At 64.0% G+C, this 13,164-nt stretch carries 12 protein-coding genes and 1 pseudogene; 7 read left to right on the top strand and 6 right to left on the bottom strand.

Annotation, left to right across the window (positions count from 1 at the left end; all coding sequences use genetic code 11):
- Positions 1-155 precede the first annotated feature (155 nt).
- Entirely contained in the window at positions 156-1,904 is a 1,749-nt protein-coding gene (locus tag AWB70_RS13150) for a cyclic peptide export ABC transporter (protein WP_053571609.1), read from the top strand.
- A gap of 61 nt (positions 1,905-1,965) precedes the next feature.
- Here the strand turns inward: AWB70_RS13150 and garD are convergent, their stop codons facing one another.
- Positions 1,966-3,558 (bottom strand): galactarate dehydratase, encoded by a 1,593-nt coding sequence (gene garD / locus AWB70_RS13145; RefSeq protein ID WP_053571610.1) that lies wholly within the window; start codon positions 3,556-3,558, stop codon positions 1,966-1,968.
- A gap of 203 nt (positions 3,559-3,761) precedes the next feature.
- On the opposite strand from garD, the gene kdgD reads away from it, so the two are divergent.
- Positions 3,762-4,679, top strand: a complete 918-nt coding sequence (gene kdgD, locus AWB70_RS13140) for a 5-dehydro-4-deoxyglucarate dehydratase (RefSeq protein WP_014252710.1) — start codon at positions 3,762-3,764, stop codon at positions 4,677-4,679.
- Between the two features lie 55 nt (positions 4,680-4,734).
- Positions 4,735-6,135, top strand: a pseudogene (locus tag AWB70_RS13135) (MFS transporter); the annotation flags it as partial.
- Between the two features lie 62 nt (positions 6,136-6,197).
- On the opposite strand, the gene AWB70_RS13130 reads toward AWB70_RS13135, so the two are convergent.
- Positions 6,198-6,530: a DUF2322 family protein gene (locus AWB70_RS13130; protein WP_053572106.1), complete on the bottom strand. Its 333-nt coding sequence runs from the start codon at positions 6,528-6,530 to the stop codon at positions 6,198-6,200.
- Positions 6,531-6,691: 161 nt separating this feature from the next.
- On the opposite strand from AWB70_RS13130, the gene AWB70_RS13125 reads away from it, so the two are divergent.
- The gene (locus AWB70_RS13125; protein ID WP_053571611.1) at positions 6,692-7,531 is read left to right on the top strand and encodes a MetQ/NlpA family ABC transporter substrate-binding protein; all 840 of its coding nucleotides are present in this window, start codon (positions 6,692-6,694) and stop codon (positions 7,529-7,531) included.
- 6 nt (positions 7,532-7,537) lie between these two features.
- On the opposite strand, the gene AWB70_RS13120 is transcribed toward AWB70_RS13125, so the two are convergent.
- The 3 genes from AWB70_RS13120 to lhpH all read right to left on the bottom strand — a co-directional run bounded on the left by AWB70_RS13120 (position 7,538) and on the right by lhpH (position 9,511).
- Positions 7,538-8,029 carry an MOSC domain-containing protein gene (locus tag AWB70_RS13120; RefSeq protein ID WP_053571612.1) on the bottom strand — a complete coding sequence of 164 codons (492 nt, stop codon included), beginning with the start codon at positions 8,027-8,029 and terminating at the stop codon, positions 7,538-7,540.
- A 13-nt stretch (positions 8,030-8,042) separates the two neighbouring features.
- Positions 8,043-8,336 (bottom strand): DUF1330 domain-containing protein, encoded by a 294-nt coding sequence (locus tag AWB70_RS13115; RefSeq protein WP_053571613.1) that lies wholly within the window; start codon positions 8,334-8,336, stop codon positions 8,043-8,045.
- A 167-nt stretch (positions 8,337-8,503) separates the two neighbouring features.
- Complete coding sequence (gene lhpH, locus AWB70_RS13110) at positions 8,504-9,511, bottom strand: trans-3-hydroxy-L-proline dehydratase (RefSeq protein WP_053571614.1); 1,008 nt, start codon at positions 9,509-9,511, stop codon at positions 8,504-8,506.
- 220 nt (positions 9,512-9,731) lie between these two features.
- On the opposite strand from lhpH, the gene AWB70_RS13105 reads away from it, so the two are divergent.
- Both AWB70_RS13105 and AWB70_RS13100 read left to right on the top strand, forming a co-directional pair.
- The gene (locus AWB70_RS13105) at positions 9,732-10,193 is read left to right on the top strand and encodes a GNAT family N-acetyltransferase (protein ID WP_053571615.1); all 462 of its coding nucleotides are present in this window, start codon (positions 9,732-9,734) and stop codon (positions 10,191-10,193) included.
- Entirely contained in the window at positions 10,190-10,804 is a 615-nt protein-coding gene (locus AWB70_RS13100; RefSeq protein WP_053571616.1) for an FMN-dependent NADH-azoreductase, read from the top strand. Before AWB70_RS13105 ends, AWB70_RS13100 begins: the two co-directional genes overlap by 4 nt.
- On the opposite strand, the gene pdxR is transcribed toward AWB70_RS13100, so the two are convergent.
- Positions 10,801-12,270, bottom strand: a complete 1,470-nt coding sequence (gene pdxR / locus AWB70_RS13095) for a MocR-like pyridoxine biosynthesis transcription factor PdxR (RefSeq protein ID WP_053572107.1) — start codon at positions 12,268-12,270, stop codon at positions 10,801-10,803. The genes AWB70_RS13100 and pdxR overlap by 4 nt on opposite strands.
- Before the next feature lie 104 nt (positions 12,271-12,374).
- Here pdxR and AWB70_RS13090 point away from each other — a divergent pair, with 104 nt between their 5' ends.
- The gene (locus AWB70_RS13090) at positions 12,375-13,124 is read left to right on the top strand and encodes an SDR family oxidoreductase (RefSeq protein WP_053571617.1); all 750 of its coding nucleotides are present in this window, start codon (positions 12,375-12,377) and stop codon (positions 13,122-13,124) included.
- Positions 13,125-13,164: the final 40 nt, after the last annotated feature.

The following is a 13,164-nucleotide window of genomic DNA, read 5'->3' as shown; positions in this document are numbered from 1 at the left end:
AAAATGCGGCTTCACTCGGGATGACGAATCGCGCGAAAGAATTTTTACCGCGCTGTTTTTATGCGCTCCATCTGCTAAAGATTCGCCGCGCTGAAACGTCTCTATGTAGAGGCGCATTCCAGCGCCGCCTTTCTTACTTCAGCGATGCCTTGCCAATGACCGCCATACACGAGCCTTCAAGTTCTTCCGCGACGCAAAAGCCCGCCGCGCGCCTGATCCTCGCGCTGCTCAAGCGCTCGCGCGGCGCATTCGGGGTCGCGCTCGTCGCGTGCGTGCTGAACGGCATCGCGAGCGTGATGCTCGTCGCGACGCTCAATCGCGCGCTATCGACGACCGCATCCGCCGATGCCTCGCTCGCATGGCGCTTTGCGCTGTGCGCGGTGGTTGCGCTGATTACGCGCGTGATCTCGGGCGTGCTCTTCGCGCGGCTCTCGCAGGACACGATGGCGCAATTGCGCGAGCATGTCGCGCGGCGCGTCGCGGCAGCCGAATTGCGCGATGTCGAGCGCATCGGCGCGGCGCCCGTGCAATCCGTTCTGACCGACGACGCCACCAATGTATCGATGCTGTTCTTCGCGCTGCCGAACATCGTCATGCACGGCTCGATCGTGTTCGGGTGCCTCGGCTATCTCGCGTGGCTCTCGTGGCCGGTGTGCCTGCTCGCGCTCGCGGCGATCATCACGGGCTCGCTCGGCTATCACCTGGGCGACAGGCGCGCAATCGCGTCGCTCGAAGCCGCTGGGCAATCGCAGGACAAGCTCTTCGGCTATCTCGGTTCGCTCTTCGCGGGCGCGAAGGAACTGAAGCTGCATCGCGCGCGCTCGCAGCAGTTCGTCGACGGGCAACTCGGCGCGGCGATCGGTGAAGTGCGCGATCATCGCCGGCGCGCGTTCAGCGCGTATGCGGTCGGCGTCGGCTGGATCATCTTTCTGTTCTATGGCTTTCTTGGCGCGGCGGCGTTCTGGCCATCGCTCGGCGTGCGCGCCGATGCCGCCGCGACCGCGGGCTATGTCGTCGTGTTTCTCTTCATGCTCGTGCCGCTCGACGGCCTGCTCAACAACATTCCGACGCTGAACGCAGCGCGCGTGTCGCTCGGACGCATCGAGAAGGTAATGGCGGAATTCGGCAGCGTGCGCGTGCAGGCCGCGCCGGTTTCATCGGCGAACGACGCGGCCTTCGAAACGCTCAGCATGCGCGGCGTCACGCATTCGTATTTTCATGAGCGCGACGAGCGCATGTTCCGTATCGGCCCCGTGGATCTGACGTTCAGGCCGGGCGAGCTCGTGTTCATCGTCGGCGGCAACGGCAGCGGCAAGACCACGCTCGCCAAGGTGCTGACGGGCCTCTACGAGCCGGAGTCCGGCGTGATCGAAGTCGATGGCAAGCCGGTCGCCGAACACACGCGCGCGGCGTATCGCGAGCGCTTCACGGCGGTGTTCAACGATTTCCATCTGTTCGATGCGCTGCTCGGCATCGTCGATCCGAACGATGCGTCGCGCGCGGCGGCGGATGCGCGCGCCAATGCGCTCGTCGCCAGGCTCGCGCTGGATCACAAGGTGAAGGTGATCGACGGCGCGTTCTCGACGCGCTCGCTTTCCACAGGGCAGCGCAAGCGGCTGGCGCTCGTCGTCGCTTATCTGGAAGACCGCCCGCTTTACCTCTTCGACGAATGGGCGGCGGACCAGGACCCGGCGTTCAAGGCGGTGTTTTACGAGCAATTGCTGCCGGAGTTGCGCGCGCGCGGCAAGACGGTGATCGTCGTGACGCACGACGACCGGTACTTCCCGATCGCGGATCGCGTGCTCAAGCTGGAAAACGGCATGGTGGTGAACGAGACGCGCGGCGGCGGCGTGCGGGCCGCGGCCGTGGATGAGGTGCCACAAGGAAACGGCACGGAGGGTTAAGCGAACACGAAAAGGGCCGCGCGAAGCGGCCCTTCTTGCATGCGCGACGTCCAGCAGCGGATCAGGTCACCGGCGCCGGATTGAACAGCACGAGCGCGTTATGCAGCTTGAGCGCCTCGGCCTTCGTCTGCTTCCTGCCGCTCGCGACATCGAGCATCAGCCGGAACAGCTCCCAGCCCACATCGGCGATCGTCGCCTCGCCCGTCGCGATGGTGCCCGCGTTCACGTCCATGAGATCGTGCCAGCGGCGCGCCAGATCGGAGCGCGTCGCGACCTTGAGCACCGGCACTTCGGCGAGGCTGTACGGCGTGCCGCGCCCCGTCGTGAAGACATGCAGGTTGATGCCCGCCGCCAGTTGCAGCGTGCCGCAGATGAAATCGCTCGCGGGCGTCGACGCGTAGATCAGGCCCTTCTGCTTCACCTTCTCGCCCGGCGACAGCACGCCGGAAATCGCCGAACTGCCCGATTTGACGATGGAACCCATCGCCTTCTCGACGATGTTCGACAGCCCGCCCTTCTTGTTGCCCGGCGTCGTGTTGGCGCTGCGGTCCGCGCCGCCGCGCTTCAGATAGTCGTCGTACCACTGCATTTCGCGGATGATCGCCTGCGCCACTTCGCCGTTCGCCGCGCGCGCCGTCAGTTGCGCGACGCCATCGCGCACTTCGGTGACTTCCGAGAACATCACGGTCGCGCCCGCGCGCACCAGCAGATCGGTCGCAAAGCCGACGGCCGGATTCGCCGTCAGGCCGGAAAACGCATCGCTGCCGCCGCACTGCACGCCGACGACCAGATCCGCCGCCGGACACGTTTCGCGGCGGCGATTGTTCAGGCGCTTCAGATGCGTGTCGGCCATGCGCATGATCGACTCGATCATCGAGGCGAAGCCGACATGCGCCTCGTCCTGCAGCACGACCGTGCCGCCGTTGTCGTCGTGCGTGTTGTCGCCGATATCCGCGACGTCTTCGATTTGCGCCGACGCCGCCGCGATCGGAATCGTGCCCGGCGGCATCAGGCGCTCGGGCTGAAGCTTTTCGCAGCCAAGCGACACCATCATCACTTCGCCGCCGAAGTTCGGGTTCAGCGCGATGTTGCGCACGGTGCGGATCGGCACCATCGCATCGGGCGCGTCGATGGCGACGCCGCAGCCGTAGGTATGGCCGAGGCTCACGACATCGTCGACGTTCGGATACTGCGGCAGCAGTTCCGTCTTGATGCGCGTGACCGCGTGCTGCACGACGTCCGCGACGCACTGCACGGTCGTCGTGATCGCGAGGATGTTGCGCGTGCCGACGGAGCCGTCCGCGTTGCGATAGCCCTCGAACGTGAAGCCTTCCAGCGGCGATTCGTCCGGCGCCTTGATCGTCGCCATCGGCAGATCGTGCAGTTCGGGCGAAGCCGGCATGCGGGTGACATGCTCGTTGATCCAGCTTCCCTTCGGCAGCGCTTTCGTCGCATAGCCGATCACCACGTTGTAGCGCATCACCGCGTCGCCTTCCGCGAGATCCTTCAGCGCGACCTTGTGGCCCTGCGGCACGCGCTCGCGCAGCACGAGGCCGTCGGCGAACGTGGCGCCTTCGCCAAGACCGCCGTCGTTCACGACGATCGCGACGTTGTCGTCCGGATGGACACGGATATAGAGGGGAGACTGATTCATTCTGACGAATCCTTGAGCAAACACACCGCGCGGCTGCGGCTGGAGTTATGTCATCCTACAACATAGACGGTCACAATTGGTTAGTATTTACCCGGATTCATTGATTTCAAAGCGTTAAATAGGTTGTCCGACGACGGTCTATGTTGTACGATGACTTACGAGATCGGCCATCGCCGGTCGCCGAACATCGAGACTTCATCACCATGACGACACCGCAAGAACTGAAGCAAATCGTTTCCGAAGGCCTGCTTTCCTTCCCCGTGACGGATTTCGACAGCCAGGGCAACTTCCGCGCGGACACGTACGCCGAGCGCCTCGAATGGCTGGCTCCGTACGGTGCTTCAGCGCTGTTCGTCGCGGGCGGCACGGGCGAGTTCTTCTCGCTGACGCAACCCGAATATTCGCAGATCGTGAAGACGGCCACCGAAGTGTGCCGCGGCAAGGTGCCGATTCTCGCGGGCGCGGGCGGCCCGACGCGCACGGCGATCGCCTTCGCGCAGGAAGCCGAACGCCAGGGCGCGCAAGGCGTGCTGCTCATGCCGCATTATCTGACGGAAGCCTCGCAGGACGGCATCCGCAATCACGCGGAAGAAGTGTGCAAGGCCGTGCCGAACATGGGCGTCATCATCTATAACCGCGCGAACTCGAAGCTCAACGCCGACATGCTGGAACAGCTCGCGGAAAGCTGCCCGAACCTGATCGGCTTCAAGGACGGCGTCGGCGAAATCGAGAACATGGTGACGATCCGCCGCCGTCTCGGCGATCGCTTCTCGTACCTCGGCGGCCTGCCGACGGCGGAAGTCTATGCCGCCGCCTACAAGGCGCTGGGCGTGCCGGTGTATTCGTCGGCGGTGTTCAACTTCATTCCGAAGACGGCGATGGAGTTCTACCGCGCGATCGCCGCGGAAGATCACGCGACCACGGGCCGCCTGATCGACGAATTCTTCCTGCCGTACCTGAAGATCCGCAACCGCAAGGCCGGTTATGCCGTGTCGATCGTCAAGGCGGGCGCGAAGCTCGTCGGCCACGACGCGGGCCCGGTGCGCGCGCCGCTGACGGATCTGACCGGCGAAGAAATGGAACAGCTCGACGCGCTCATCAAGAAGCTCGGCGCGCAGTAAGCGTCACCAGCCGGAGACACGGGAAGCGCTTTGTGGCGCTTCCCGCACAAAGGGCCGCCACATGCGGCCCTTGATGTATCGAGAGTCAAGGAGAAAGGCCATGTCGATGAGCCGCGCCGCGAATCCCGCGGAGGTCATGAAGCGCACGCGCGTGCGCTATCTCATTCTGTTGCTGATCTTCGTGATCACGACGTTCAACTACGCGGACCGCGCGACCTTGTCCGTGACCGGCTCCGCAATGCGCGCCGAATTCGGTTTCGACGCGATCCGCATGGGTTACATCTTCTCGGCGTTCAGCTGGGCGTATGTGCTCTCGCAAGTGCCCGCGGGCTGGCTGCTCGACCGCTTCGGCGCGCGGCGCGTGTATGCGGCGAGCATTTTCCTGTGGTCGCTCTTCACGCTGCTGCAAAGCTCGATCGGCCTGCTCGGCAGCGCGGCGACCGCGGTGACGGCGCTCTTCGTGCTGCGTTTCGCGATGGGCGCGGCCGAAGCGCCGGCGTTTCCGGCCAACGCGAAAGTCGTCGCAAGCTGGTTCCCGACGCAGGAGCGCGGCACGGCATCGGCGATCTTCAACTCGGCGCAGTATTTCGCTGCGGTCGTCTTCACGCCGTTGATGGCGTGGCTCACACATGCGTTCGGCTGGCATCACGTGTATATCGTGATGGGCGTCGCGGGTCTCGCGCTCGCGCTCACGTGGCTTTCCGTGATGAAGAATCCGGTGGACCATCCGCGCGTGAACAAGCAGGAACTCGACCATATCGAGGAAGGCGGCGGCCTCGTGCGCGGGCATCAGCGCGCGGGAACGGGCGCGCGTGCGAAGTCGAACACGGTCGGCTGGCCGGTCGTGAAGCAACTGCTGACCAACCGCATGCTGCTCGGCGTGTATCTCGCGCAATACTGCATCAACGTGCTCACGTACTTCTTCCTGACGTGGTTCCCGATCTATCTCGTGCAGGCGCGTCACATGACGATCCTGCAGGCGGGATTCGTCGCGTCGCTGCCCGCGATCTGCGGCTTCACGGGCGGCGTGCTCGGCGGCGTGATTTCCGATGGCCTGATCCGCCGCGGCAAGTCGCTGACCTTCGCACGCAAGCTGCCGATCGTCGGCGGCATGCTGCTCTCGTCGTGCATCATCGGCTGCAACTATGTCGATACAGACTGGGTCGTGGTCGCGCTGATGTCGCTCGCGTTCTTCGGCAAAGGTATCGGCGCATTGGGCTGGGCCGTGGTCGCGGATACGTCGCCGAAGGAAGCCATCGGGCTGTCCGGCTCGATCTTCAACATGTTCGGCAACGTGGCGGGCATCGTGACGCCGATCGTGATCGGCTATCTCGTCGCGCAGTCGGGCTCGTTCAACGGCGCGCTGGCGTTCGTCGGCATCAACGCGCTGATCACGGTGTTCAGCTATCTCGTGATCGTGAAGGACATCAAGCGCGTGGAACTGCGGCCGGTCTGAGCGCCGCATTTTCTCTGATCGAAGAGGCAACCTTTGCGGGTTGCCTTTTTGTCTTTTTGGCTTTAGCTCGCGCGAATCACGTCGATGCGCAGCGTCTCGCCGCCATGGGCGATGTCGAGCAGGCGATCCACGTTCGGATGCGCGCCCGGCCGGTTGTGGGCATCGGCGGTATGTTCGGCGAACACGGCAAGACCATGCGCGGCGGCTTTGGCGTCGAGCGTGCCGAACGCCTGCTGCAGATATTGATAGACCGCGAGCGAGCCTTGCTTGCCCGGCTTGTTCTCGATGCTCGCGACGACTTCGCCTTTGCCATCGACCAAATCGATGCGCTCGATGCCGTCGATGGCAGGCATCTGGGCCAGGTTGTCCTTGAATACGTCGTTCGGCTGGATCACGGAAAGCTCCATGTTATGAGTGATGATTCGGCGCGCCGTATCTTAGCCGATAGCGGGAAGATCATTCGTCGAACGCTCATATCGATAGCGCTCGATATTATTTGGCGCGCCGCGCGCGGACCTCTAGCATCGGGGCTCTTTCCACTGCCGAAGTCCGCATCATGAAGCTCTCCACGCCAATCAAATCCGCCCTGCTTTCCATGCTGCTCGCATGCGGTGCCGCCAGCATGCTGCCCGCCAATGCCGCCGACAAGACGGTTCGGGTCGGCATCATGTCGGGCGAAGACGAAGACGTATGGCGCGCGGTCGCGGCGAACGCGGCGAAGCACGGCATCACGGTCAAGGTCACGACGTTCGCGGACTACACGCAGCCCAACGAAGCGCTCGCGCAACACGATCTCGACGCCAATTCGTTCCAGCACAAGCCCTATCTCGACGCGCAGATTCAGGCGCGCCATTACGACATCGTGCCTGTCGGCTACACGTATGTGCAGCCTATCGGCCTGTACTCGCGCAAGGTGAAATCCGTGGCGGATCTGCCGCAGAACGCGGCCATCGGCGTGCCGAACGATCCGAGCAACGAAGGCCGCGCGCTCCTGCTGCTTCAGGCGAACGGCATCATCAAGCTGCGCGACAACGTCGGCCTCTTGCCGACCGCGCGCGATATCGCGAGCAACCCGAAGCACGTGCAGATCAAGGAGCTCGATGCGGGTATCGTCGGGCGCGCGATCGGCGATCTCGACGCGGCCGTGGTCAACACCGACTGGGCGATCAAGGCGGGCATCAAGATTCCGCAGGAACGCATTGCGCAGGAGAAGGTGCCGGGCAATCCGTATCGCAATTTCATTGCCGTGAATGCGAAGGATGCGCAGGCGCCATGGGTGAAGACGCTGGTCGAAAGCTATCAGCAGGCGAATGTCGCCTCGGCGATTCTGACCGTTTATCACGGCGCGACATTGCCCGCATGGGAAGGCGCGCCGCAGATCGCTTCAGGCAAATAGGCTCGCTCAGCACGGCACGATCGCGTTCGCGAGCGCGATCGTGCCGCCTTCGACGACGCGCGCCGTGATGCCGCCGAAACCGCGCACCGCGTTATAGCCGCCCACGCCGAAGGTCTCTTCCATGCGCGAGCAGGGATGACACTCGCCGCTCGCTTCGAGCAGAGCATCGCCGATGCGAAAACGCCGGTCTTTCAGCGCGTTCAGATTGATGCCCGACGTGACGATATTGCGGCGCAGACCGCCGGGCGATACCTCGTCGAGCCCGAGATGGCTTGCGATCGCGCGCAGGCTTTCCGCCTGGATCAACGTGACCTGCCTGCTGCCGTCCTTGCGGCTGTAGTGATCGCCGTCGAGTCCCTCGCCCGCCAAAGCCAGCGCCGATTCGACCACTTGCAGCGGCGCGCGCCGCGACACGCGCAAGCCGATCCAGATGACACGGCCCGGCTTGACCGGCGCATTCATGAGGCGTGCAAGCGGAGAATCGGGATTGAGCGGCATGGCGTCTCAAAGGCTATGCAAGCTCGCCCGCGACGATGAGCAATTCGCGCTTCGAAGCCTGCAAAGCGAACTGCTTCGCTTCCTGATACGCGGGGTCTTCGTAACACGCGACCGCCGCTTCGTGAGACGGAAACTCGACGACGAGCACGCGCTGCGCTTCGCGTGCCTCTCTCAGCACGGAAGACGCATCGACGGTCTTGAGCTTCGCCTGATACTGTTGCGCAATCGGCGCCCATAACGCGCCGTATGTCTTCTGTGCCTCCTGATCCGTGACGCTGGTGCCGAGAATGATCCAATAGCCTTTCATGCGATGTGCTCCGGAAAGAGATCGTCGAGTCGCTTCGCGCAAGATAAAGGGTTCCGCGATGCATGGCAACTCGCCATCGACAATACAACGCCCGCCAATATCATCGATCACGAAACGTGATGAAGCGGGCCGATTCTTCGCGTCGGGCTAAGGTCGCTCGATGAAGCCTATCGGACGAGAAATCCATACGTCAGCGGATCGCGCTCGTCTACGATCCAGTTGGCGAAGCCGCACACATAGGCATTGCCTTCGACTTCGGGAATCACCGCCTCGAAGTCGCCGACCGTCGTCTCGCCGAGCACGCGTCCCTTGAACACCGTGCCGATGATCGATTCGTTCACGAGCGTCTCGCCCTTGCGCAGTTCGCCGCGCAAGTAAAGCTGCGCGACGCGCCCGCCGGTGCCCGAGCCGGTCGGCGAGCGATCCACTTCCCGGTCGGCGAACACGCAGCAGTTCGCCTGCGTGGACCCTTCATGCCGCGGCGCGCCGGCAATGATGGTGCCGTAGATGTGGTTGATCTCCGGAATGTCGGGATGCTCGACCGGATACGCCTTGTTGGCGGCTTCCTTGACCTCGGCGCCAAAACGAATGAGCGCTTCGACGGACGACTCGCGAATTTCCAGACCGTGCGGTGCGCCATCCGTATAGAAGTAAAACGCGCCGCCGAACGCAATGTCGCCTTTCACCGTGCCGAAGGAAGGCGTTTCGACGGCGACATCCCGCTTCCAGATGAACGACGGCACGTTGACGAAGCGCACGTTGCCCGCATGCTCGCCGTCCCATTGCACGAACGCTTCGATGAAGCCGCACGGCGCATCGATGCCGATGCGCGTCTCGGGAATCTGCCGCTGAACCCAGCCCAGTTCGACCGCGGCGGTGGACAGCGCGATCACGCCGTGGCCGCAGTGATCGCTATACCCTTCGTTGTGAAGGAAGATGATGCCGAAGTCCGCGCCCGGCGTGACCGGCTCGGTGAGATAGCCGCCGTACATATCGGCGTGGCCGCGCGGCTCGAACATCAACGCTTTGCGGATCTCGTCGGCGTTCTCCTTGAGCCATGCGCGGCGCTTCACGATCGTGTCGCCCGGCAAACGCGGAAGCCCGCTCGTCACGATGCGAAACGCCTCGCCTCCGGTATGGACTTCGACGGTCGAAATGGTGCGTGAAATTTTCATTGCGAATTCCGTGGTTGCGGGGCAGATAGCATCGACCCTAAACGAGCTGGCGCTATGAAGTCAATCGGCGATCGGTTCGAGCAGCCGCCCTTCTTCTTTCATGACGACGAGGTCCGCCACCGCGAGCCGCATCTTGGCCCAGTCCGACGCTTGATTCTTGGCTCTTCAGCCTGTGTCATGGCGCCGCTATCGTATGTGACATGCAACGCGGAGAACACGCATGGACACATCGATTACCTACCGGCATCTCGACACGCCCGACGACTGGACGCGCGCCTTCGACGTCATGAAGGAGCTGCGCCCGCACCTCACGGACGCGAACGCGTTCTGCGCGCAGATGCGCCGTCAACGCGAAGAAAGTTATCGTCTGCTCGCGGCCTGCGACGAAGACGGCGCGATTCTCGGCCTCGCCGGCTATCGCACGCAAACGAATACGCTGTACGGACGTTTCGTGTATGTCGACGATCTCGTCGTCACGTCGCGGCTGCAGCGCGGGGGGATCGGCGCGGGCCTGCTCGACCGCGTGCGCGAGATCGCGCGCCATTCGCGCTGCGCACATTTCGTGCTCGACACCGGCCTGCACATGGCGCTTGCGCAGCGCTTCTACTATCGCAACGGCCTGCTCGCGAAAGGCATGCATTTCGTCGAACCCCTCGCTCAGCACGGGGAGAACGCGTCATGAAAGTGCTCTTCGTCAACGCCAGCCCGCACGGCGAGAACAGCCACGGTTATCGGCTCGCGCGCGAGATGCTCGGTACTCTGAAGAAGAGCGCGCGCGCGGAAACCGTCGAACGCGATCTCGCCGCCATGCCGCTGCCGCCGCTCACGCAGGACTATGCGCGCGCGGTCATCTCGCGCGAACCGGATACGCGCGCGTTCGACGTATCCGAGCAATTGATCCGCGAGATCGAAACCACCGATGCGCTCATCATCAACACGCCGATGCATAACTTCACCGTGCCCGCCGCGTTGAAGCTATGGATCGACTACGTGCTGCGAATTCATCGCACGTTCGCGGCGACGCCCGAAGGCAAGGTCGGCCTGATGCGCGACCGGCCCACGTTCGTGATCGTCGGCTCGGGCGGTTTCCATTGCGGCGAGAACGCGCGCCAGCGGGATTTCCTCACGCCGTATCTGCGTTATGCGCTCGGTTCAATCGGCTTGCACAGCCTGCATTTTCTGCTGCTGCAAGGGCTGATTCGCGGCGACGATGCGGCGGCGGAAGCGCTGGAGGCCGCGCGCGGCGAGATCGCGCGTCACGCATTGTTCGCATCGGACGCCCTCGCGATCTAGCCGTCGTACGCGCGCCGGAGCATGCGCGAAAGACGCGCGGCTTCGTCGGCATCGGCGACGTTCGCGAAGCCGACGACGATGCCGCGCAACGTGTGCCGCGCGCGCGCATTCAGATACCACGCCGATAGCGCGAGCACCGCGAGTCCTGCTTCGCGTGCGCGCGCGGCCATCGCCATGTCGTCGACAGGCCCGTTGCGCCCCGCCCGGAAGATCGCGACGAGATGCATGCCGCCGGTCGGCAGGTCGATGCTCACTCTGTCGCCGAACGCCTTTCTGATTGCATCAGCGAGCAGCATGCGCCGCTCGGCATAGAGCGCGCGCATGCGCTTCAGATGCCGCGCGAAATGCCCTTGCGCGATGAAGTCCGCCACCGCCGCCTGATAGAGATGCGGGGAACCCGCGTTCATGTTCTTCGTGAGCTGATCGAAGCGCGTGGCGGCCCGCTCCGGCGCGACCACGTAGGAAAGCCGCAGGCCCGGAAACAGCACTTTGCTGAAGGTGCCGCAATAGATCACGCGATCGTCGCGGTCGAGGCTCTTCAGCGCGGGCAGCGGCCGGCCCACGTACCGGAACTCGCTGTCGTAATCGTCTTCGACGATCCAGCTTCCCGCGCGGCTTGCCCAGTCGAGCAGCTTCATGCGCCGCGCGAGCGACAGCGTGACGCCGAGCGGACTCTGATGCGAAGGCGTGACGAACGCGAAACGCGCGTCGTGGCAGAGCGCGATGCCCGCATCGACGTCGAGCCCTTCGTGATCGACAGGGACCGGCGCGAGGTGCATGGCCGCATCGGCGAGAAAGTTACGCGCGAGCAGATAGCCCGGCTCTTCGAACCACGCGCGATCCTCCGGCTTCGCGAGACTGCGCAAGATGAGTTCGAGCGACGCGCGATAGCCGTTCGTCACGAAGACCTGCTCCGGCACGCACTCGACGCCGCGCGACAGGCCGAGATACGTCGCGATGCGCTCCCTCAGCGGGCGATAGCCGGATGGATCGGGATACGTGAGCGTCGCGACGTCGCCGCTTTTCGCGCGGGCCGCAACCAGCCGGCTCCAGACCTTGCGCGGAAAGGCATCGAGCGCGGGCAATCCGGGCCGCAATGGCTTCGCATCGTTGCCGATATCGGCGGCGGGCGCGGTCCGCCTGATGCGCGGCGCATGCGTGCGCTCGCGGGTCTTGCGCGCCGCGCCCGCCGTGACCGCGCCCGGCAGCGACGACGACACGAACGTGCCCGCCGCGCCGCGCATCTGCAAATAACCCTCATCGACGAGAATGTTATAGGCCATTTCGACCGTGCCGCGCGCAGTATTCAGTTGCGTCGCGAGGCCGCGCAAGGCGGGCACCCGATCGCCCGGCTTCAGATGGCCGGCCGAGATCGCCGCTTTGAAGCGTTCGCATATCTGCAGATAGATGGGCGACGCCTCGTGCCGGTCGATCTCGATCGTCAGCGTGATTTCGGCTTTGGACATGGCGCGGTTCATGGACTAGTGCGATCGATGATTCTTGTCCCTTCTTGCTAAGCCATGATTCTCGCACAATGGCATCACTTTCACTTTTCTGAGCGAGGTGCATCATGAAGGTTGTCGTGATCGGCGGTTCGGGTTTGATCGGCGCTAAAGTCGTTGCGATTCTGCGTGAGAAGGGTCATGAGGCCATCGCCGCATCGCCGCGCAGCGGCGTAAATTCGGTGACGGGCGAAGGACTGGGCGAAGCGCTGCGCGGCGCGCAAGTGGTGGTCGATGTCGCGAACGCGCCTTCGTGGGCGCCGGACGACGTGCTGGCGTTCTTCCGCGCCTCGACCACGAATCTCGTGAAGGCCGAAGCCGAAGCGGGCGTCGCGCATCATGTCGCGCTGTCGATCGTCGGCACGGACCGCATGCCGGACAACGGCTACTTCGTCGCCAAAGTCGCGCAGGAAAAGCTCATCGAGACATCGGGCGTGCCGTATTCCATTGTCCGCGCGACGCAGTTCATGGAGTTTCTCGGCGGCATTGCCGATGCGGGCATGCAGGACGGCAAGGTGCATCTCTCGACAGGACAGTTCCAGCCGATCGCGGCGGACGATGTCGCGGCCATCGTGGCGGACGTCGCGCTCGAAGCGCCGTTGAACGGCATCGTCGATATCGCCGGGCCGGACCGTGCGCCGCTGCATCAGATCGTCGGCCGGTATCTGAAGGCGCAGGGCGATACGCGCGAGATCGTTCCCGATCCGAAGGCGACCTACTTCGGCGGCACGGTCGAGGAAGAGTCGCTCGTGCCGACCGGCATTGCGCGCCGTGGCAAGATCGCACTCGCCGACTGGCTCGGCCGCGCGAGTTCGTAAGTCGTGCCCTCTAACGCCTCGCCTCGCGCGAGGCGTTAAG

Source organism: Caballeronia cordobensis (assembly GCF_001544575.2).
GTDB lineage: Bacteria > Pseudomonadota > Gammaproteobacteria > Burkholderiales > Burkholderiaceae > Caballeronia > Caballeronia cordobensis.
This window is presented reverse-complemented; position numbering and strand designations above follow the sequence as displayed.